The organism is Streptomyces sp. NPDC090032 (assembly GCF_044748025.1).
Taxonomy (GTDB): Bacteria; Actinomycetota; Actinomycetes; order Streptomycetales; family Streptomycetaceae; genus Streptomyces.
Genome location: NZ_JBIVFF010000004.1, coordinates 1 through 20,688, shown reverse-complemented (window position 1 = coordinate 20,688; position 20,688 = coordinate 1). Strand labels below are relative to the sequence as shown.

The 20,688-nt window shown below is 70.9% G+C and carries 16 protein-coding genes and 1 rRNA gene; 8 read left to right on the top strand and 9 right to left on the bottom strand.

Annotated elements, in window-relative coordinates; translation table 11 throughout:
- The first annotated feature begins 125 nt into the window (after positions 1–125).
- Positions 126–623, top strand: coding sequence for an Rv3235 family protein (locus ACIPWY_RS10035; protein ID WP_362906397.1), 498 nt, complete (start codon positions 126–128; stop codon positions 621–623).
- 157 nt (positions 624–780) lie between these two features.
- Here ACIPWY_RS10035 and secA read toward each other — a convergent pair whose 3' ends face one another.
- Positions 781–3,585 (bottom strand): preprotein translocase subunit SecA, encoded by a 2,805-nt coding sequence (gene secA, locus ACIPWY_RS10030; protein ID WP_362906399.1) that lies wholly within the window; start codon positions 3,583–3,585, stop codon positions 781–783.
- A gap of 243 nt (positions 3,586–3,828) precedes the next feature.
- Between secA and ACIPWY_RS10025 the strand changes: the two genes are divergently transcribed.
- Complete coding sequence (locus ACIPWY_RS10025) at positions 3,829–4,401, top strand: GNAT family N-acetyltransferase (RefSeq protein ID WP_362906401.1); 573 nt, start codon at positions 3,829–3,831, stop codon at positions 4,399–4,401.
- Between the two features lie 181 nt (positions 4,402–4,582).
- Positions 4,583–5,761 carry a winged helix-turn-helix domain-containing protein gene (locus ACIPWY_RS10020; protein ID WP_389549558.1) on the top strand — a complete coding sequence of 393 codons (1,179 nt, stop codon included), beginning with the start codon at positions 4,583–4,585 and terminating at the stop codon, positions 5,759–5,761.
- 118 nt (positions 5,762–5,879) lie between these two features.
- Here ACIPWY_RS10020 and ACIPWY_RS10015 read toward each other — a convergent pair whose 3' ends face one another.
- The 7 genes from ACIPWY_RS10015 to mtnA all read right to left on the bottom strand — a co-directional run bounded on the left by ACIPWY_RS10015 (position 5,880) and on the right by mtnA (position 14,724).
- A complete protein-coding gene (locus ACIPWY_RS10015; RefSeq protein WP_362906405.1) occupies positions 5,880–6,635 on the bottom strand; it encodes a response regulator transcription factor in 756 nt (251 codons plus the stop codon).
- 225 nt (positions 6,636–6,860) lie between these two features.
- Positions 6,861–7,550: a ribosome hibernation-promoting factor, HPF/YfiA family gene (gene hpf / locus ACIPWY_RS10010; RefSeq protein WP_393704699.1), complete on the bottom strand. Its 690-nt coding sequence runs from the start codon at positions 7,548–7,550 to the stop codon at positions 6,861–6,863.
- A 326-nt stretch (positions 7,551–7,876) separates the two neighbouring features.
- Positions 7,877–8,674, bottom strand: a complete 798-nt coding sequence (locus ACIPWY_RS10005; protein WP_393704675.1) for a ComF family protein — start codon at positions 8,672–8,674, stop codon at positions 7,877–7,879.
- A 230-nt stretch (positions 8,675–8,904) separates the two neighbouring features.
- Positions 8,905–10,701, bottom strand: coding sequence for an LpqB family beta-propeller domain-containing protein (locus ACIPWY_RS10000; RefSeq protein ID WP_393704701.1), 1,797 nt, complete (start codon positions 10,699–10,701; stop codon positions 8,905–8,907).
- A 94-nt stretch (positions 10,702–10,795) separates the two neighbouring features.
- A complete protein-coding gene (mtrB, locus tag ACIPWY_RS09995) occupies positions 10,796–12,880 on the bottom strand; it encodes an MtrAB system histidine kinase MtrB (protein ID WP_393704677.1) in 2,085 nt (694 codons plus the stop codon).
- Between the two features lies 1 nt (position 12,881).
- Positions 12,882–13,571, bottom strand: a complete 690-nt coding sequence (gene mtrA / locus ACIPWY_RS09990) for a two-component system response regulator MtrA (RefSeq protein WP_189491636.1) — start codon at positions 13,569–13,571, stop codon at positions 12,882–12,884.
- 4 nt (positions 13,572–13,575) lie between these two features.
- Entirely contained in the window at positions 13,576–14,724 is a 1,149-nt protein-coding gene (gene mtnA, locus ACIPWY_RS09985) for an S-methyl-5-thioribose-1-phosphate isomerase (RefSeq protein ID WP_393704679.1), read from the bottom strand.
- A gap of 140 nt (positions 14,725–14,864) precedes the next feature.
- On the opposite strand from mtnA, the gene ACIPWY_RS09980 reads away from it, so the two are divergent.
- The 5 genes from ACIPWY_RS09980 to ACIPWY_RS09960 are packed head-to-tail and all read left to right on the top strand — an operon-like array spanning position 14,865 to position 20,484.
- Complete coding sequence (locus tag ACIPWY_RS09980) at positions 14,865–16,211, top strand: glycerophosphoryl diester phosphodiesterase membrane domain-containing protein (protein WP_362906414.1); 1,347 nt, start codon at positions 14,865–14,867, stop codon at positions 16,209–16,211.
- A 4-nt stretch (positions 16,212–16,215) separates the two neighbouring features.
- Positions 16,216–16,914 carry a DUF4129 domain-containing protein gene (locus tag ACIPWY_RS09975; RefSeq protein ID WP_393704681.1) on the top strand — a complete coding sequence of 233 codons (699 nt, stop codon included), beginning with the start codon at positions 16,216–16,218 and terminating at the stop codon, positions 16,912–16,914.
- Complete coding sequence (locus tag ACIPWY_RS09970; protein ID WP_393704683.1) at positions 16,911–18,167, top strand: DUF4350 domain-containing protein; 1,257 nt, start codon at positions 16,911–16,913, stop codon at positions 18,165–18,167. Before ACIPWY_RS09975 ends, ACIPWY_RS09970 begins: the two co-directional genes overlap by 4 nt.
- Positions 18,164–19,156, top strand: coding sequence for a MoxR family ATPase (locus tag ACIPWY_RS09965; protein WP_199842108.1), 993 nt, complete (start codon positions 18,164–18,166; stop codon positions 19,154–19,156). Before ACIPWY_RS09970 ends, ACIPWY_RS09965 begins: the two co-directional genes overlap by 4 nt.
- Before the next feature lie 17 nt (positions 19,157–19,173).
- A complete protein-coding gene (locus ACIPWY_RS09960) occupies positions 19,174–20,484 on the top strand; it encodes a DUF58 domain-containing protein (RefSeq protein ID WP_393704685.1) in 1,311 nt (436 codons plus the stop codon).
- A gap of 111 nt (positions 20,485–20,595) precedes the next feature.
- Here the strand turns inward: ACIPWY_RS09960 and rrf are convergent.
- A 5S ribosomal RNA gene (gene rrf, locus ACIPWY_RS09955) occupies positions 20,596–20,688 on the bottom strand; the annotation flags it as partial.

Sequence of the window (20,688 nt, the reverse complement as noted above, 5' to 3'; positions counted from 1 at the left end):
ATCTTTCCGGCCGCCCTCGCCGGGGCCCGTCGGCCTTGTGGCCGGCACCGCGGCCCACGTACAAGATCCTCAAGCGAAGTTACCGACTGGTATCCACCGGTCGGAAGCCGAACGGGGAACCAGACATGCACGAGCACACCGCCCATGAGCCGCCGTTGCGCAAGGTGATGGACCAGCCGCGGCGCCGCCCCAGGACGACCCGTCCGCCCGGCGGCCGCCCGCCCGGCAGGCACGACGCGAGGCGCCCCGGCGCCCGGCCCGTGCGCATCCCGCCCCAGCTGCCGCCGCACCCCGCCGAGCTGTTCACCGAGCGCCTCCTGCTGATGCTCAGCGGCCAGCGCCCCGTCCACTGGGCGTCCCGCCACTTCGCCGGATCCCTCTACGACGCCCTGATCCGGCTCGCCGAGAACCGCCCCCTCAGCGACCGGGGACGGCAGCCCGTCGTCCGCGGCATCGGCCACTACCAGCCCCAACCCGGCGTCTACGAAGTCTTCGCCCGGATCAGCGCGGGCCCTCGGCTGCACGCCCTCGCCTTCCGCCTGCACCAGCGCGACGACCACCGCTGGCTCTGCACGGCCGTCGAAATGGGCGACGGCCCCACGCCCACCCGACAGGACCGGTGACGCCGACAACAGGACCCGTGACGCCCTACAGGACCGGTGACGCCCTACAGGACCGGTGACGCCCGACAGGACCGGTGACGCCCGGCATGACGGAAGGGGCCGGACACCCGATGATGTCCGGCCCCTTCACCCGCGCTCGGTCACAGCGCGCCGCGCACTACTTCTTGCGGCGACGCCCGCCCTTCTGCTGCTTACGACGCTCCGCGCGCGTGAGGCCGTCGGCCTCGGAGCGCGCAGGGCCGTCCTCCGTGACGTAGTCCATCTCGTCCACGCCACCCTCGGCGTTCGGCGCCTGGAAGTGCAGGCGGTCCGGACGCTGCGGGGCGTCGAGACCCTTGGCCCGGATCTCGGGACGGCCGACACCGGCCGGCACCGCGTCCTGCTTGTCGAGGGACGGCACCGCGTCCTGCACCGGAACCTCCTCGACCTGCTGCTCGACCTGGACCTCCAGGTTGAACAGGTAGCCGACGGACTCCTCCTTGATGCCCTCCATCATGGCGGTGAACATGTCGAAGCCCTCGCGCTGGTACTCGACCAGCGGGTCCTTCTGCGCCATGGCGCGCAGGCCGATGCCCTCCTGGAGATAGTCCATCTCGTAGAGGTGCTCACGCCACTTGCGGTCCAGGACGGAGAGGACCACGCGGCGCTCCAGCTCACGCATGATCTCGGAGCCGAGCTGCTCCTCACGCGCCGCGTACTGCGCGTGGATGTCGTCCTTGACGGACTCACCGATGAACTCGGCCGTCAGACCCGCACGGTCACCCGCGGCCTCCTCCAGCTCGTCGACGGTGACCTTCACCGGGTAGAGCTGCTTGAAGGCGCCCCACAGCCGGTCCAGGTCCCACTCCTCGGCGAAGCCCTCGGCGGTCTCCGCGCCGATGTACTCGTCGATCGTGTCGTCCATGAAGTGCTGGATCTGCTCGTGCAGGTCCTCGCCCTCCAGGACGCGGCGCCGCTCGCCGTAGATGACCTCACGCTGCCGGTTGAGGACCTCGTCGTACTTGAGGACGTTCTTCCGGGTCTCGAAGTTCTGCTGCTCGACCTGCGACTGGGCCGACGCGATGGCACGCGTGACCATCTTGTTCTCGATCGGCACATCGTCCGGGACGTTCGCCATCGACATGACGCGCTCGACCATCTGAGCCTTGAACAGGCGCATCAGATCGTCACCGAGCGACAGGTAGAAGCGGGACTCGCCCGGGTCTCCCTGACGGCCGGAACGACCGCGCAGCTGGTTGTCGATACGGCGCGACTCGTGCCGCTCCGTGCCGAGGACGTAGAGCCCGCCGAGCTCCTTGACCTCCTCGAACTCGGCCTTCACCGCCAGCTCGGCCCGCTCCAGAGCGGCCGGCAGCGCGGCCGCCCACTCCTCGACGTGCTCGACCGGGTCGAGGCCGCGCTGACGCAGCTCCGCCTCGGCCAGGTCGTCCGGGTTACCGCCGAGCTTGATGTCGGTGCCTCGACCCGCCATGTTCGTGGCGACCGTGACGGCGCCCTTGCGGCCGGCCTGAGCGACGATCGTCGCCTCACGGTCGTGCTGCTTCGCGTTCAGCACCTCGTGCTGCACACCGCGCTTGGACAGCTGCTGCGAGAGGTACTCGGACTTCTCGACGGAGGTCGTACCGACGAGGATCGGCTGGCCGTGCTCGTGCTTCTCGGCGATGTCGTCGACGACCGCGTCGAACTTCGCGACCTCGGTGCGGTAGATCAGGTCGGCCTGGTCCTTGCGGACCATCGGCTTGTTCGTCGGGATCGGGACGACGCCCAGCTTGTAGATCTGGTGGAACTCGGCCGCCTCGGTCATGGCCGTACCGGTCATGCCGGAAAGCTTGTCGTAGAGACGGAAGAAGTTCTGCAGGGTGATCGTGGCGAGCGTCTGGTTCTCGTCCTTGATGTCCACCCCTTCCTTCGCCTCGATCGCCTGGTGCATGCCCTCGTTGTAGCGGCGGCCCGCGAGGATACGGCCGGTGTGCTCGTCGACGATCATGACTTCGCCGTCGATGACGACGTAGTCCTTGTCCTTCTTGAACAGTTCCTTCGCCTTGATGGCGTTGTTCAGGTAACCGACGAGCGGGGTGTTCACCGACTCGTAGAGGTTGTCGATGCCCAGCCAGTCCTCGACCTTGGCGACGCCGGGCTCGTGGATGGCGACGGTGCGCTTCTTCTCGTCGACCTCGTAGTCGCCGGTCTCCTCGATGCCCTTCAGCGGGTTGCCCGCCTCGCCCTTCTTCAGGCGGGTGACCAGCTTCGCGAAGTCGCCGTACCACTTCGTGGCCTGGTCGGCGGGGCCGGAGATGATCAGCGGCGTACGGGCCTCGTCGACGAGGATCGAGTCGACCTCGTCGACCACCGCGAAGTTGTGGCCCCGCTGGACGAGTTCGTCCTGGGACCACGCCATGTTGTCGCGGAGGTAGTCGAAGCCGAACTCGTTGTTCGTGCCGTACGTGATGTCGCAGGCGTACTGCTCGCGGCGCTGAGCCGGCGTCATGTTCGCCAGGATGCAGCCCACGTCCAGGCCGAGGAACTTGTGAACGCGGCCCATCATCTCGGAGTCGCGCTCGGCCAGGTAGTCGTTCACCGTGATCAGGTGGACGCCCTTGCCGGACAGCGCGTTCAAGTACGTCGGGAGCGTGCCGACGAGGGTCTTGCCCTCACCGGTCTTCATCTCGGCCACGTAGCCGAGGTGCAGCGCGGCGCCGCCCATCAGCTGCACGTCGTAGTGACGCTGGCCGAGGACACGCTTGGCGGCCTCACGGACCGTCGCGAACGCCTCGGGAAGCAGGTCGTCGAGGCTCTCGCCGTCGGCGTACCTCTCCTTGTACTCGTCGGTGAGGGCCCGCAGCTCGGCGTCGGAGAGGCTGACGAAATCCTCTTCGAGGGAGTTGACCTGGTCCGCGATGCGGTGCAGCTTGCGCAGGATCTTGCCTTCGCCTGCACGCATGATCTTCGAGAGGACGGACACGGGGGTTGGTCTCCTTGCCGGTCGGGCCTGGCACGGTCGGGTGTGACGGTATAAAGCAACGGCCATCGTATGCGAGGACCCCGGCGTGCCGGGAGGTCTGCCATAACCACAGCCACAAGGACAACGGACGAGGACCGCTCAAGGTGCCGCACGAAGCTGTGCACCCCGACTGCGAAAGGTAACAGCGCCCTCACTCCGCGAATTCTGCTGGCGTCATTGTCGCCCTCCCAGCAGAATCAGCCGATGGAACCCGTCGTACTCACCACCGGCCGCCTGCAACTGCGCACGTTCACCGCCGAGGACACCGACGAGGTGTATCTCGCGGCCCAGGACCCCGACATCCAGCGCTGGACCACGGTCCCGTCGCCCTACGCGCGCGTGGACGCCGAGCTTTTCGTGGGTCGCATGGTCCCGGACGGCTGGCGCGCCGACACGGAGTACACCTTCGCCGTGCGGCTCCAGGAGGACGGCCCCGTGATCGCCGCCGCGAGCCTGCACCACCCGCGCGCGGGCGCCTGGGAGGTCGGCTTCTGGACCGCCAAGGAGTACCGCGGCCGCGGCTACATGACCGAGACCGTCCTCGCCCTGGCCCACTGGGCCTTCACCGAACTGGCCTGTACGCGCCTGGAGTGGCGCGCCGAGGTGGGCAACGCCGGCTCGCGCGCCGTCGCCGAGAAGGCCGGCTTCACCGTCGAGGGCGTCATGCGCGCGGGCCTGCCCAACAAGGGCGTGCTGCGCGACTGCTGGGTCGCCTCGCTCCTCCCCTCGGACCTCGACCTCCCGACCGTGCTGCCCTACCTCCCGGCACCCGCCTGAGGCTTTCTTGTGGTCGGTCCTGAGGCTTCCCGGCGGCGGCGAGGCCACCTGCCCGGCCCGAGGGCCTCCCGCAGCGGTTGAAGCCTTCCGGAACCGGCCTGAGGCCTCCCAGCACTGGTCTGACGGCCACCGCTCAGCGGTCCGCGCACGACTGTCAGTGCCGCGTCCTATCGTTCGGGGCATGACGACCTCGCCGCGACCCGCCGCCGAACTCTCCGCCGACGAGGCCCGCCGCATCGCGCTGCGGGCCCAGGGTTTCCTCGGCGCGCCGGACCGCAGGGCCGGGGTCCGCGGCGTGCTCCGTCACCTCGGAGCGGTCCAGCTCGACACCATCTCGGTGCTGGCCCGCTCGCACGAACTCATCCCGTACGCACGCCTGGGCGCTGTCGGCCGCAGAACGGTCGAGGACGCGTACTGGACACCGGGCACCGCAGGCGCGCCGCACGCCTTCGAATACTGGTCGCACGCCGCGTGCATCCTGCCCGTCGAGGAATGGCCGCACTTCGCGTTCCGCCGCCGCGCCTACCGCACCCGCCCGCACTGGCACCACGACCTGCCCGACGGCACCTACGAGCAGGTCATCAAGCAGCTGCGCACCGAAGGCCCGCTCACAGCAACGGAATTGGGCGGCGCGAAGAACAAGGGCGAATGGTGGGACTGGTCCGCGACGAAGGTCGCCGTGGAGCGCGCCCTCATGTACGGCGAGGTGGTCTGCACCCAGCGCCGCAGCTGGAAGCGGGTGTACGACCTCGCAGAGCGGGCCATCCCGGCCGAGCTGCTCCATGACGACCTGGACGACCGGGAGTGTCTGCGCCGCCTGGTGCGCCTGGCCGGACAGGCCCTCGGCGTCGGCACCCGTTCCGACATCGCGGACTACCACCGCCTGAAGAACGAGCAGTTCGACGCCGTGGCCGCGGACGCGGGCCTGGTTCCGGTCACCGTAGAGGGCTGGGGAAAGCCGGCCTGGGCGGACCCGGCGGCGCTCGACACCGTCCCGCGCGGCCGCCACCGCACGACGCTACTCTCGCCCTTCGACTCCCTGATCTGGGAGCGGGCCCGCACGGAGCGGATCTTCGGCGTCACGCACCGCCTGGAGGCGTACGTCCCCAAGCCGAAGCGGGTGCACGGCTACTTCGCGATGCCGGTCCTCGCGGGCGGCCACCTGGTGGGCCGCGTCGACCCCGCGCGCGACGGGAGCACCCTGGTCGCCAAGCAGGTCTCTCTGGACGGCCCGAAGGCGGTCCCGGCCGTGGCACAGGCGCTGCGCGAGGCGGCGGAGTGGGTGGGCTGCGACACCGTCCGGATCGAGCGCGTCGACGCGCCGGACCTCAAGCCCGCCCTGGTCAGCGCCCTCGGCTGACCGCTGTCACCCGACCGCTGTCACCCGACCGCTGCCACCCGACCGCTGCCACCTGGCCTCTGTCACCCGGCCTCTGTCACTCGGCGGCCGTCACTCGACCGCTGTCACCCGGCGACCGTCACCGGATCTCGAGGATCTTCTCCCGCATCGCGTACACCACGGCCTCCATCCTGGAATGCAGCTGCAGCTTCTCCAGGATGTTGCGCACATGGTTCTTCACGGTGTTCTCGGAGATGAACAGTTCCTTCGCGATGTCGCGGTTGTTCATGCCCGTGGCGACGAGCTTCAGGACTTCCAGCTCGCGGTCGGTCAGCCGCGGCGCCGGGACGAGGCGCCGCTCGTCCGTGCGCTGGATCATCGACTTGAATTCGGTGAGGAGCTTCGACGCCATCGAGGGGCTGATCTGCGACTGCCCGTCGGCCACGGCGCGAATGGCCGTCGCCACCTCGTCCGTGGAGATCTCCTTGAGCAGATAGCCCGTCGCGCCCGCCTTGATCGCGTCGTAGAGATCCGCTTCCTCATCACTGATGGTCAGCATGATGATCTTGGCGCTGGGGGCCACCTCCTTGATGGAGGTGCACGCCTCGATCCCGCCGCGCTTGGGCATCCGCACATCCATCAGGACGATGTCAGGCAGCAGGTCGGCCGCCTTGTCCACGGCCTCGGCGCCGTCACCCGCCTCGCCGACGACCTGGATGTCCTCCTCGGCCGCGAGAACGATCTCAAGCCCGCGCCGGAACAGCGCGTGGTCGTCCACCACAAGGACCCTGATCGGCTCCTTGCGCGGTGCGCTCTCGTCCGGGCCCATGCCCTGGACGCGGTCGTCCGCCGTAACGGCGCCGTCGTCCCGCATCGGTCCGAAGCTGTCCGCCATCGTTCCTCCCCCTGAAGGCCATGGCCCGTCTTCCTGTGCCACGCCAACCCGGGGCAGCGGCACACCGGTTGACCCGGCACGGCCATGATTTCATGCCTTGACGTCGGTGCGGTGACAGAGCGGTGCGCAGGGGGTCGCACGAGGGTGCCTCTGGGGGCGCACGCGCTCCCAGAGGCACCCTTCACGGCTGTCTCCCGCGGGCTCAGCGGCGTGGCGCCGCCGGCCTCAGCCGCCCAGCGCCCCGCCCGCTTCGGACGACTGCGCCTGGGTGACCATCGGGTCGGTGTCGAGGTGGATCACGCCGTAGTCGTAGGCGTGGCGCCGGTAGACGACGCTGGGCTCCTTGGTCTCGGAGTCGACGAAGAGGTAGAAGTCGTGCCCGACCAGCTCCATCTCGTAGAGCGCCTGGTCGAGCGACATGGGCGCAGCGACGTGCGTCTTCTCGCGAACGATGAGCGGGCCTTCGCCCTGGACCTCCAGGGAGCCGATCCTCGTGGTCGGTACTCCGCCGGGCTCCTCGTTGTTGACCACCGAGCCGTCCCCGTTCAGAGTCGCCGTGCGGACGACATCGGGGACTTCCGCGGCCGTGAGCCTGCCACTGCCGCGCCGGGTGGACCGCTTGCTGTGTTCCTTGCGCAGGCGCGCCTCGAGCTTGTCCGTTGCCAGGTCGAGCGCCGCATACGGGTCGCTGGCCGCGGCCTCCGCCCTGATGACCGGGCCGCGCGTGCGGAGTGTGATCTCTACGCGGTCGCAGCGGTCGGCCTGTCGGGGGTTGGGCTCCTTGGACACCTCCACGTCGAGGCTGATCACCTTGCCGTCGAACTTCTGGATCTTATCCAGCTTCAGCTTCTCGGCCACGTGCTTGCGGAACCGCTCGGGCACCTCGGTCTTGCGGCCCTTGACGACGATGTCCACGCAGAACTCCGTTCCCGGATCGCCCCGCTCCATCGGCGGAGCATCTCCTTGTTGCACCAGACTCCGGCCACTTCCGGAGTCTCTGACTCGGCGGCTTCCACCTCCTCCTCCCCCATGGGCAAGATCTACACCCCATCATCGCGGGTGATTGCCGAAAAAACCTGCGGCGCCCACGACACCGGCATTCCTGATTGCTGGGGATGGCGTCAACCATTCCTCACAACCGAACATATCTCGCCCGGCCGGATGGCGTCACCCTCTACTGACACGTACCTCCATTCAGGTGAAATGAACCTCTCACTACCTGCAACGACGCAGGTTTACGCTCAGTTCCGGTTTATTTCGAAAGAACCCGGAGAGGCGGCGACCACGGCCGCACTGATCAAGTTGCGCGGGGGCAATTCCCGTGCAGTTTCCACCCATCCCGGTGTGATCCCTGCGCTCTCGCCCAGAGCCGTCCCGGCCACTGCGGCACGTAATGCACGGGCCGCCTCCGCCAATGAGGCGCCTGTGGTCATGACATCGTCGACCAGCACGATCCGGCCACTCGCGGCGAGCAGCCCACGCGCGCCCGCGGGCACCTCCAGAGCACCGGCGAGATTGGCCAGACGCCGCCGCGAGTTGAGCCCGGCCTGGTCGGCGACGGCCCGCCGCTGACGCAACGCGGCCAGCACTCTGGCGGGCACCCCCGCCCGACGCAGCTCAGCCGCAGCGGCATACGCGATCCGCCGCGCGGGATCATGCCCGCGAGCCCGAACAGCCTTCCGAGCGGAGGGAACGGGGACTAGAACTACGGGGGCCCCACCCCCACCCCCTCCCCCATCCCCCGCCTCGCTCAGCCCCGCCCGCGCCGCCCCCGCGAGGGCCACGCCCAGGGGCTCCGCGAGCCCCAACGCACCCCGCTCCTTGTGCGCGAGCAGCACGGCCCGCACTGCGTCCCGGTAGGGAGCGGCCGCGTGCACCACCGGCAGCCCGGGCGGTTCAGGACTCGGCCGTACGCGGTCCGGCACACCGCCGCACAGGGCGTCCCCGCAGCGCGCGCAGAGCGCAGTACGCGGCCGACCGCAGCCTCCGCACTCGGCCGGCAGCACAAGATCTTCGAGGTCCTGCAACCACGCCCGCATGTCCACCACTGTGCCAACGGGGGCGCCGTGCGGCCACCCCTGTGGATAACTCTGCGGACACCCCCTGTGGACAACTCCCGGAAGGGCACACTCCGTTGCAATCGGAGGACTCAACTCCGGTCGGCGGGAGGGGAAACGGCACGCGTCATGGCCGTCACGTCCTCAACTCCCTTACCCGGGCGTCACGTTCCACAGCTCGCCCTACCCGGCCGTCACACCCTCAGCTCGCCCTACCCGGGATAAACCGGCGCTGTCCCATCCTTGAGCACCGTCTGCCACGGCAGGCCCGGCGGCAGCCGGACGATCCCGTCGTCCGAGTGGGCGACGAGCGGCAGGCGGTCGTCCTCGGACGCCGCGATCTCCTTCACGCCGGTCAGGCCGGGCAGCGCCTGCCCCGTCGGCGCCGAGCCGTCGCACTGGACGTAACTCAGCTGCTGGACGCCCCCGGACTCGCGTCCGACCACCACGAGGCGGCTTCCGCCGGCCCACGACATGGCCGTGACCTCCTCCATCTGGGGTGCCGCGGCGCGCAGTTCGTCGACCGAGACGGCCAGTTTGCCGTCCGGCCCGGCCTCGCGTTCGACCCGCCCGATCCGCAGCGTGGTCCTGCCGTTCTCCGCTACGAGCAGCGCGATCCGTACCCCGTCGGCCGACATCTTCACGGCTTCGATTCGCCCGCCGTCGAGGCCGGAGACGTCGACTTCGTGGATCTCGTCCGCCATGCCCCGGCCGAACATCAGCAGCCGTGGCTTCTTCGGGTCGCGGTCGGCGACCCACAGGTCGCCGAGTCCGTCCCAACTGGGCGTCGTCAGCCGGTCCTTCTCGGACTTCGCGCCACTGCGTACGACCGGGTCGCCGAGCGAGGCCCCCGAGACGAACGACCCGACGAACAGGGCGCTCCCGTTGTTCGACACCGCGGCGGCCTGCGTCTCGTCGCGCGAGACGGCGACCGAGCGCATGCGCTGCTCGCCGACGCCGAGCGGCCCAGGCACCCGTTCCGGGTCCTTCGTGGTGCGGGAGGCGCCCGACATCTGTACGAGCCGCCCCTTGTCGTCCAGGAAGTACTGGTCGTCGGAGGGCCCGGAGGTGCGCGGCGCGACGAGGGCCTCGGCGCCGCTCTCGCTCAGGACGCACAGCTGCGATCCGTTCGACCGCTCGAGCTCGATCTGCGACACGTTCGCCGACGTCACATCCCGCAGGGAGAACAGGAGTTGGGCGGCCATCTCCTTGCAGCGGGCCTGTCCGACGTGGTCGGCCTTCGCGTTCAGCGGGACCTTCAGATTGTTCTCGTCGTCGGGCGCGAGGGATTTCACGCCCTTGCGCAGCCGCGTGTCGGAGGGGAACGTCGTGGTCACAACCGGGTTGAGCCAGTGGGTGGGCCCCGAAAGAAGGGCCCGCACCGTCTGTGTGAGGGGGTCTATCCACTGACGCACATACACGGGGTCGGCGACCAGCCTCTTCTGACGGCTGCTCGCGTCCGAAGGCGATTCCGATCCGGAGCCGGTGTCTCCGCCTGAGGACTCCTCATCCAGCGCGTAGTAGTACTTGTTGACGGGCTGGTAGATGCGCTGGAAGTCGGACTGTCCGAGGACGACGCCCTGCGGCAGTCCGTCGATGCGCCACTGCTTGCCCTTGGGGCCGTCCTCCTGCACGAGGTGCAGCGTCTTGCTGTACGAGGTGCCGTCGGGCCGGTACGCCTGCTGCTGGTCCACGAACGCGACCTGATGGCCGCTCAGTCTGAACGTACGTCCCTCGTCGCCGGCGCTCGGCCTGCTCGCGGAACCCGTGCTCGGGCCGTCTGTGAGGACGGTGGTGCGCTCCTCCGGGTGCCAGCCCTTGGCGGCCTTCTCCGTGAGGTACTTGCGCGCCATCGTGTACTGCGGATCGTCGCTGGTCAGCGCTTCGAGGAAGCCCTCGACGATGCTGGCGGGCCCGGCGTTCTCGCGGGGCGGCATCGCGAAGACGCGCACCTGCGAGTCGGGCCGCTGGGACGCCTCCACGGCCTGGAGTCCGCCGTTGTCCGGCATGGACGCGCAGCCGCTGAGCACCAGGGCGCCGCAGCCTAGCAGCACACCTGTACGCAGCTCGCGCCGCCGTCCGGCCGACGGTGGCCGCCCCCGCTCACCGCGCACGTCCGCCCCCACTTCCCTCGCCGTTCCCGCCTGCGGCCCCCTCGGCCGGTCCGGCCTGCTCGTTCCGGGGTCCTTCCGGAGCCCCGGCGTCGTGACTGCGTACCGTCTGCGGGGCGGCGTCACCGCGGGCCACGACCCGCGAGCCGCTCCCGGGCAGCGCCGCGGGATCGACCGCGTACCGGGACGCGGCCGGTTCCTTCGCCGTTACGGGCGACGGCACGCGGGGTGCGCCCGCCGTCTGCGCCGGAACCGTCGCCAGCTTGCCGGGGCCCCCGCCGGGCGGAAGCCCCGCCTCGCTCAGGCCTCGGTTGCGCCGCGAGTCCTCCGGTTCCAGCGGTATCGGTGAACCGCGCAGGGGTTCGTCCGCCGTGCGCGGCAGGGTCAGCCGGAACTGTGAGCCGCCGCCGGGCTCGCCCCACGCCTGGAGCCAGCCGCCGTGCAGCCGGGCGTCCTCGAGGGCGATGGACAGGCCGAGGCCTGTGCCGCCGGTGGTACGCGCGCGTGCCGGGTCGGCGCGCCAGAAGCGGCTGAAGACGCGGGTGGCCTCGCCGGGTTTCAGGCCGACGCCGTAGTCGCGTACGGCGATGGCGACGGCGCCGCCGGCCGCGGCGAGCCGCACCACCACGTCCTTGCCCTCGCCGTGCTCGACGGCGTTGACCACGAGGTTGCGCAGGACGCGCTCCAGGCGCCGCGCGTCCGCCTCGGCGACGACCGGTTGCTGGTCCCCGACGATCCGTACGTGCGTGCCCTTGTGCTCGGCGAGCGGTTCGGCGCCGCCCACCACTCGGCGTACGACCTCGCGCAGGTCTATCGGCTCCGCCTCCAGCGCGGCCGCGCCCGCGTCGAACCGGCTGATCTCGAGCAGATCCGAGAGCAGCGACTCGAACCGGTCCAGCTGGTCGGCGAGCAGCTCCGCCGACCGCGCCGTCACCGGATCGAAGTCCACGCGCGCGTCGTGGATCACGTCGGCGGCCATGCGCACCGTCGTCAGCGGCGTCCGCAGCTCGTGGGACACGTCGGACACGAAGCGCCGCTGCATCCGCGAGAGGTCCTCCAGCTGCTGGATCTTCGTATGCAGGTTCTGCGCCATCTTGTTGAAGGCCTCGCCGAGCCGGGCGATGTCGTCCTCGCCGGTGACCTTCATACGTTCCTGGAGGCGCCCCGCGGACAGCCTCTCGGCGACACCGGCCGCCATCCGTACGGGCGTGACGACCTGCCGTACGACCAGCCAGGCGATGGCGCCGAGCAGCACCACGACGAACAGGCCTGCGGTGGCGAGCGTCCCCTTGACCAGGCCGAGCGACTTCTCCTCCTGCGTGAGCGGGAAGAGGTAGTACAGCTGGTAGGCGTGGCCCTTCGGGTCGGTCAGCTGTTTGCCGATGACGAGGCCGGGCTGGGAGTCCTTGCCGTCCTCGTAGACGATGCGCGTGTACTCCTGGGACGCGCCCGTCATCTTCTCGACCCGCTCGCGCAGGTCGTCGGGGACGCTGGGGTCGAGGACGCCGCCGGAGGCCCGCGGTCCGCGTACCGCGTCGCCGCTGTCGGCCCCTGCCGGGCTGAGCGTCACCACGTCGAAGGCGCTCTGGCCGCCGGAGGAGAGCTGGGTGACCAGCTCACTCATCCAGTTGTTCGTGTTCAGGGGGGCGCGACTGTCCGCCGTCGCCCCGTCGCGCGCCCCGGCCGCGGCCGTGTCGGCCTTGTCCTTGGCGGCCCGGAAGCCGCCCTCGGCCTGGCTCTGCGACGCCTTCACCTTGGCGTCGAGCAGGCCGTTGCGCACGGAGCCGATGACGACGATGCCGAGCAGCAGTACGACACCGAGCGACATCAGCAGCGTCGTGACGACGATCTTGAGCTGGATGTTGCGCCGCCACAGGCGCATGGCGGGCAGCAGCGGCCGCCGCACCCAGCGCGTGAACAGGCGCAGCACGGGGCTGCCGTTCATCCCGCCCTGGAGCAGCAGACCGCCGTCGAGGACCCGGCGCAGCACGGAGCCGCGCCCGGCCTTCGGTCCCACAGGCCGCCCCGAGCGGATTCCCGGCCCCCCGGGTGCCGGAGCGGCACTGTCACGGGACATGTCAGCTCGGTCCGGCCTTGTAACCGACGCCACGGACGGTCACCACGATCTCCGGACGCTCGGGGTCCTTCTCGACCTTCGAGCGCAGCCGCTGCACATGCACGTTCACCAGGCGGGTGTCGGCCGCGTGCCGGTAGCCCCACACCTGCTCGAGGAGGACCTCACGCGTGAACACCTGCCACGGCTTGCGGGCGAGCGCCACCAGGAGGTCGAACTCCAGGGGGGTCAGGGCGATCGACTGCCCCTCCCGCTTGACGGAGTGCCCGGCCACGTCGATGACCAGGTCACCGATGGCGAGCTGCTCCGGCGCGGGCTCCTCGGACCTCCGCAGCCGCGCCCGGATCCGGGCCACGAGCTCCTTCGGCTTGAACGGCTTCACGATGTAGTCGTCGGCGCCCGACTCGAGGCCCACCACGACGTCCACCGTGTCGCTCTTCGCGGTCAGCATCACGATCGGCACCCCGGACTCCGCCCTGATCAGGCGGCACACCTCGATGCCGTCCCGGCCGGGGAGCATCAGGTCCAGCAGGACCAGATCCGGCTTGGACTCACGGAAAGCGGCCAGCGCCTTGTCGCCGTCAGCTACGAACGACGGCTCAAAACCTTCACCACGCAGCACAATGCCGAGCATCTCGGCCAGTGCGGTGTCGTCGTCGACGACAAGGACTCGTCCCTTCATAGGCCACATCATCCCATTACTTAATCGTTACCTGGCGTGACCTGGCACACAGCTCGCCCAGTCCTTCAGCTGTCACAGGGGAAACCACTCCCCACTCTGTGACGATCGCCGTCACCAACTCGGGCGGCGTCACATCGAATGCGGGGTTGTACGCCTGCGTCCCCAGTGGAGCCACCGGAAACACGCCTCCCGCCTCAACCCCGGCCATCGGCACCTGGGGTGCCGTGACCTCCGTCACTTCATGTCCGGCCCGCTGCTCCACCTCGACGGACGCTCCGTCGGGAGTGTCCGGGTCCACGGTCGTACCCGGCGCCACCACGATGAACGGCACGTGGTGGTACTTGGCGAGAACCGCGAGCGGATAGGTCCCCACCTTGTTCGCGACGGAACCGTCCGCCGCGATCCGGTCCGCGCCGACCAGCACCGCGTCCACCTCACCGGCCGCGAACAGCGACCCCGCCGCATTATCCGTGAGCAGCGTGTACGCCATCCCCGCCCGCGCCGCCTCGTACGCGGTCAGCCTCGAACCCTGGAGCAGTGGCCGCGTCTCGCCGACCCACAGCCGGGTCAGCCGTCCCACCCGGTGCGCGGCAAGCGCCACCGCGAACGCGGTGCCCTCGCCCCCGGAGATCAGCGCCCCGGTGTTGCAGTGCGTGAGGATCCGGTGCTGTCCGCCCGGCAGCAGTTCGTCGAGCAGCGCGAGGCCGTGTCCGGCCATGGCGGCGCTGGCCTCCGCGTCCTCCTGATGGAGGGCCCGTGCGGCGGCGAGCGCGTCCCGGGCGGCCCGCTCCCGGTCCCCCTCCTCCCCGAGCCCGGCCCGGTACGCCTCATGGGCCCGGCGCACCCCCCTCTCGAGATTCACCGCGGTGGGGCGCGCGCCGGCCAGCGCGTGGGCCGCCTCGTCCACGTCGAACCCCCGTGCCGCGGCCAGGGCGACCCCGTACGCCCCCGCGATGCCCAGGACTGGCGCTCCCCGCACGGCGAGCGTTCTGATCGCCTGGACGAGCCCCTGCGCGTCGGTGCAGACCAGCTCGACCTCCTCCATGGGCAGCCTGGTCTGGTCGAGCAGGACGAGCGCGGGCCCCTCGGCCGGCTCCTCCCATCGGAGTACGGGTACGTCGGTGGGCCGCTTGTCGTCGCCGGTTTGCGCGTACTGATCAGCCATCTGCCCAGTCTGCCCCGTACCCGGCGGACAATTGAAGGTGTGCAGCCCATACGGCACCTGGTCAACTCCGAGCCACACCGTGGCACGATGGGCGCCAAGCTGCCGCCGCGACCGCGGACGGGCACCGTGAAGGAGCGACGATGAACGACACTCCGGGCTGGGCCTCGCCCGGATCTGCCCCCTCCGACGGCCAGGACGACCAGCCTGCGCAGGACGGTCAGAACGGTCAGGACGGTAGGAACGGCCGCAGCGGCGACGGCGAGGACGCCGCTCCCGACCCGAAGTGGTCCAAGGAGCAGCCACCGCCCGCGCAGTGGTCCGCCCCGTCCGGCTCCGGCCAGGCCCCGCCCCCTCCGTCGCCACCGTCCCCGCCGTCCCAGGGATGGGGCGGCGGATCCCCCGGCGGCCCCGCGGGCCCGGGCGGCTACGGCGGCGGTTACGGCGGCCCCGGCGGTGGCTACGGCGCCGGATGGGGCTCCTGGCAGGGCAGGCCCCCGGCGGCCAAGCCCGGCGTCATCCCGCTGCGCCCGCTCGGCGTCGGCGAGATCCTCGACGGCGCCGTGTCGACGATGCGCACGCACTGGCGCACCGTCCTCGGGATCTCGCTCTCCGTCGCCGTATTCATCGAGATCGTGGTCGTCCTCCTCCAGGGTCTCGTCCTGAACGGCTCGACGAACACGGACGCTCTCGACGACCCGAGCGCGACGGCGAGCGAACTGACCCGCGCCGTCGGCGACGCCCTGCTCAGCTCGGGCGTCGTCCAGATCGTCTACCTGCTCGGCACCATCGTCGCCACCGCCCTGCTCACGACCGTGACCAGCCGGGCCGTGCTCGGCAAGTCCGTGTCGACGGGAGAGGCCTGGAAGGACGCCAAGCCACAGCTCCTCAAGCTGGCCGGCCTGACACTCCTCCTGCCGCTCATCGCCGCTGCCGTCCTGCTCGTCTGCATGCTGCCGGGCATCCTCGTCGCCGCCATCGGCTCCTCGGACTCCGGCGCCCCGCTCATCGCTTTCGGCGCCCTCGGCGGCGCCGTCCTGGCGATCTGGCTGATGATCCGCTTCTCGCTCGCCTCGCCCGCCCTGATGCTGGAGAAGCAGAGCATCCTGAAGTCGATGAGCCGCTCCGCCAAGCTGGTCCGCGGCTCCTGGTGGCGGGTCTTCGGCATCCAGCTGCTCGCCGGGATCATCGCCGGGCTCGTCTCGTCGATCATCGTCATCCCGTTCACCTTCCTCGCCGCCTCGCTCAGCGGCGAAGGCGTCAGCGGATTCCTCGACGGCGGCACCGGCGACCTCGGCTGGACGTTCCTCATCGTCACCGGCGTCGGCTCGGTGATCGGCTCCATGCTCACGTTCCCGATCACGGCGGGCGTCACCGTGCTCCTCTACATCGACCAGCGCATCCGCCGCGAGGCCCTCGACCTCGAACTCGGCCGCGCGGCAGGCCTCCAGGGCTACAGCAACACCACCGGCACCACCCCGGGGAGCTGATGCCGTGAGCCCGGCGGGGGGAGTGCTCTGGGCTGCCGTGCTGCGCTCACGCACCGGTGGCGACGAACCACCGGTGACGATTTCGCGCGACCCCGCGCGAGAAGCCGCCCGACGCGAGCTGTCCGATCCGGCGTACCACCAGGACGATCCGAGCCTCCTCCAGCGGGGCCTCAACCGCTTCTGGGAATGGCTCGACAAGCTGTTCTCCGCCGCCGCCGGGGCGACCCCCGGCGGCGGCTTCGGCCTGCTCGTCATCGCCCTCGCGGTCATGGCCCTCGCCGTCGCCCTGTGGTGGCGCCTGGGCACCCCGCACCGCTCCCCCCACTCCACCGCCGCCCTCTTCGACGACCGCCCGCGCAGCGCCGCCGAACACCGCGCGGCCGCCGAGGCACAGGCCGCCCAAGGCCACTGGACCCAGGCCGTGCAGGAACGGATGCGCGCCATCGTCCGCTCCCTGGAGGAGCGCGCACTCCTCGACCCGCGCCCCGGCCGCACCGCCGACGAAGCCGCCACCGAAGCCGGCCGCACCCTGCGCGCCCACACGGACCGGCTGCGCACCGCCGCCCGCGACTTCGACGACGTCACATACGGCGGCCGCACCGCCACCCCGCAGACGTACGAGCGCCTCACCGCACTCGACGCCGAACTGGACCGCGCCACCCCCACCTTCACCGGCAGCGCCCCCCGAGGAGCCGCCGAGTGACCACCCAGCACCCGCCGAACCCCGCCGCCCCGCCGCGCCCGCAAGGCCCCGCGACACCGGAGCACTCCGGCGAGCAGCCCCCGGCCACCTCCACGGCCCGCACCCCACGCCAGCTCTGGACCCGCACGCGCGGCCTGCTCATCGCCGCCGTGGTCCTGGCGATCGCCGCCGTCACCATCGCGCTCGTCCGCTCCGGCGCCGCCCACGGCCGCCTCGACCCACGCTCCGCCGACCCCGGCGGCAGCCGCGCCGTCGCCCAACTCCTGGCCGACCGGGGCGTGACCACGCGCGTGGTCACCACCACCGCCGGGGCCCGCGCCGCGGCAGGCCCCGACACCACCCTCCTCATCGCGTCCCCGGACCTGCTCACCGACCGCCAGCAGGCCCAACTGCACGCCGCCACCACCGACTCCGGCGGCCGCACCGTCCTGATCGCCCCCGGCGCCCCCTCGCTCGGCACCCTCGCCCCCGACGTCACCGCGGACCCCGCACCCAGCCTCGACGCGCTCGCGCAACCCGGCTGCTCCCTGCCCGCCGCCCGCCGCGCCGGCGACGCCGAGACCGGCGGCCGCCGCTACGCCACGTACCCCACGGACGCGGACACCTGCTACCGCAGCGAAAGCCTCCCCACCCTGCTGCGCCTGCCGGAGGCCAAAGGCGGCGACACCGTCCTCATCGGCGCCCCCGACATCCTCCTCAACGACCGCCTCGACCAGCAGGGCAACGCCTCGCTCGCCCTTCAACTCCTCGGTTCCCGCCCCCACTTGGTCTGGTACCTCCCCTCCCTCTCCGACGACGCCGCGGCCACCGGCACCGACCGCCGCAGCTTCTTCGACCTGCTCCCCTCGGGCTGGCTCTGGGGCACCCTGCAACTCTTCGTCGCAGCCGTCCTCGCCGCGTTCTGGCGCGGCCGCCGCCTCGGCCGCCTCGTCCCCGAACGCCTCCCCGTCGCGATCCGCGCCTCCGAAGCCGTCGAAGGCCGCGCCCGCCTCTACCGCAAGGTGGGCGCCCGCGACCGCGCCGCCTCTGCTCTGCGCACTGCCACCCGCACCCGCCTCGCCCCCCTCATCGGCGTCCCCCCGTCCCAGGCCCACACGCCCGAGACCCTGCTGCCCGCCCTGACCGCCGCACTCCGCACCCCCGGCCAGGACCCGCGCCCCCTCCTCTTCGGCACGCCGCCGGCCAACGACGCGGCACTGATCGCACTCGCCGACCAACTCGACGCCCTCGAAAGAGAGGTACGCCACTCATGATGGCCCCGACCACTGACAACGCCGGGCCCACCGGAGATCCCCGCAGCTCAAGGGCGTCTCTGGAGGCTCTGCGCGCGGAGATCGCCAAGGCCGTCGTCGGCCAGGACCCCGCGGTCACGGGCCTCGTCGTGGCACTCCTCTGCCGCGGCCACGTCCTCCTCGAAGGCGTCCCCGGAGTCGCCAAGACCCTCCTCGTACGCGCCCTCGCCGCCTCCCTCGAACTCGACACGAAGCGCGTCCAGTTCACCCCGGACCTGATGCCGAGCGACGTCACGGGCTCCCTCGTCTACGACGCCCGCACCGCCGAGTTCTCGTTCCAGCCGGGCCCCGTCTTCACGAACCTCCTCCTCGCGGACGAGATCAACCGCACCCCGCCCAAGACCCAGTCCTCCCTCCTCGAAGCCATGGAGGAACGCCAGGTCACGGTCGACGGCACCCCCCGCCCGCTCCCCGACCCCTTCCTGGTCGCGGCGACGCAGAACCCCGTCGAGTACGAGGGCACGTACCCCCTCCCCGAGGCCCAGCTGGATCGTTTCCTCCTCAAGCTCACGGTCCCCCTCCCCTCCCGTCAGGACGAGATCGATGTCCTGACCCGCCACGCCCAGGGCTTCAACCCGCGCGACCTGCGCTCCGCGGGCGTACGCCCCGTAGCCACCGCCGCCGACCTGGAAACCGCCCGGGCAGCCGTGGCGAAGACCTCGATCTCCCCCGAGATCACGGCCTACGTCGTCGACATCTGCCGCGCCACCCGCGAATCCCCGTCCCTCACCCTGGGCGTCTCCCCGCGCGGCGCGACGGCGCTCCTGTCCACGGCGCGCGCCTGGGCCTGGCTGACCGGCCGCGACTACGTCATCCCCGACGACGTGAAGGCACTCGCCCTGCCCACGCTCCGCCACCGGATCCAGCTCCGCCCCGAGGCCGAGATGGAGGGCGTCACGCCCGACTCGGTCATCAACGCGATCCTGGCCCACGTCCCCGTTCCCCGCTGACGCAAGGCTCAGGACCCATGGCCCTCACCGGACGCACCGCCCTGCTCGCCGCCCTGGGCTCCCTCCCCGTAGGCATCTGGGAGCCCAGCTGGACCGGCATCCTGGCCGTGAACACCCCCCTGGCCCTCGCCTGCGCCTGCGACTTCGCCCTGGCCGCCCCGGTACGCCGCCTGCGCCTGACCCGTTCCGGCGACACCGCGGTACGCCTGGGCGACCCCGCCGACGTCACCCTCACCGTCACCAACCCCTCGCGCCGCCCCCTGCGCGCCCAGATCCGCGACGCCTGGCCACCCAGCAGCTGGCTCCCCGGCACCGAGGTCGAGGCCTCCCGCCACCGCGTGACGATCCCCGCGGGCGAACGCCGCCGCATCACCACGCGCCTGCTCCCCACCCGCAGGGGCGACAGGAAAGCCGACCGGGTCACGATCCGTTCGTTCGGCCCCCTGGGCCTCTTCACCCGCCAGGGCGGCCACGACGTCCCATGGACGGTCCGCGTCCTCCCCCCGTTCCACAGCCGCAAGCACCTGCCTTCGAAACTGGCCCGCCTGCGCGAACTCGACGGCCGCACCAGCGTCCTGACACGCGGCGAGGGCACCGAATTCGACAGCTTGCGCGAGTACGTTCCCGGGGACGACACCCGCTCCATCGACTGGCGCGCCACCGCCCGCCAGTCCACACTCGCGGTCCGCACCTGGCGCCCGGAACGCGACCGCCACATCCTTCTGGTCCTCGACACGGGCCGCACCTCCGCGGGCCGGGTCGGCGACGCACCCCGCCTCGACGCCTCGATGGACGCCGCACTCCTCCTCGGCGCACTGGCGTCCAGGGCCGGCGACCGGGTCGACCTGCTCGCCTACGACCGCCGCACCCGCGCCCTGGTCCAGGGCCGCGCGGCCGGCGAACTCCTGCCCGCCCTGGTCAACGCCATGGCCCCACTGGAGCCGGAACTCGTCGAGACGGACGCCCGCGGCCTGGCCTCGGCGGCCCTGCGCACAGCTCCACGCCGTTCGCTCATCATCCTCCTCACGAGCCTCGACGCGGCTCCGGTGGAGGAGGGCCTCCTCCCGGTCCTCTCCCGCCTCACCAAACGCCACACAGTATTGGTGGCCTCGGTGGCGGACCCGACCATCGCGGAAATGGCCGTCTCCCGAGGAACCACAGACGCGGTCTACGACGCTGCCGCCGCGGCCCAAGCCCAAGCGGATCGCCACCGCACAGCGGAATTGCTCATCCGCCGCGGCGTGACGGTCGTCGACGCCACCCCGAATGACCTCGCACCGGCCCTCGCGGACGCCTACCTCGCTTTGAAGGCAGCGGGCCGGCTCTGAATACAAGAAAAAGGCCGGTCCCTGAAAAGGGACCGGCCGGGAATTCGCGCACAACGCAGAAAACCCCCGTAACAGGATTCTCATCCGTTACGGGGGTTTTCTTCAAAATTAGTTCGGCGGCGTCCTACTCTCCCACAGGGTCCCCCCTGCAGTACCATCGGCGCTGTGAGGCTTAGCTTCCGGGTTCGGAATGTAACCGGGCGT

Excerpts from the sequence above, each read along its gene's own strand:
- mtrA (WP_189491636.1), bottom strand. The coding sequence starts at position 13,571 with ATGATGTGGCCTATGAAGGGACGAGTCCTTGTCGTCGACGACGACACC.
- ACIPWY_RS10000 (WP_393704701.1), bottom strand. The coding sequence starts at position 10,701 with ATGCCGGACAACGGCGGACTCCAGGCCGTGGAGGCGTCCCAGCGGCCC.
- ACIPWY_RS10035 (WP_362906397.1), top strand. The coding sequence starts at position 126 with ATGCACGAGCACACCGCCCATGAGCCGCCGTTGCGCAAGGTGATGGAC.
- ACIPWY_RS09980 (WP_362906414.1), top strand. The coding sequence starts at position 14,865 with ATGAACGACACTCCGGGCTGGGCCTCGCCCGGATCTGCCCCCTCCGAC.
- ACIPWY_RS10015 (WP_362906405.1), bottom strand. The coding sequence starts at position 6,635 with ATGGCGGACAGCTTCGGACCGATGCGGGACGACGGCGCCGTTACGGCG.
- ACIPWY_RS10025 (WP_362906401.1), top strand. The coding sequence starts at position 3,829 with ATGGAACCCGTCGTACTCACCACCGGCCGCCTGCAACTGCGCACGTTC.
- mtrB (WP_393704677.1), bottom strand. The coding sequence starts at position 12,880 with ATGTCCCGTGACAGTGCCGCTCCGGCACCCGGGGGGCCGGGAATCCGC.
- ACIPWY_RS10020 (WP_389549558.1), top strand. The coding sequence starts at position 4,583 with ATGACGACCTCGCCGCGACCCGCCGCCGAACTCTCCGCCGACGAGGCC.
- ACIPWY_RS10005 (WP_393704675.1), bottom strand. The coding sequence starts at position 8,674 with ATGCGGGCGTGGTTGCAGGACCTCGAAGATCTTGTGCTGCCGGCCGAG.
- ACIPWY_RS09965 (WP_199842108.1), top strand. The coding sequence starts at position 18,164 with ATGATGGCCCCGACCACTGACAACGCCGGGCCCACCGGAGATCCCCGC.
- ACIPWY_RS09960 (WP_393704685.1), top strand. The coding sequence starts at position 19,174 with ATGGCCCTCACCGGACGCACCGCCCTGCTCGCCGCCCTGGGCTCCCTC.
- mtnA (WP_393704679.1), bottom strand. The coding sequence starts at position 14,724 with ATGGCTGATCAGTACGCGCAAACCGGCGACGACAAGCGGCCCACCGAC.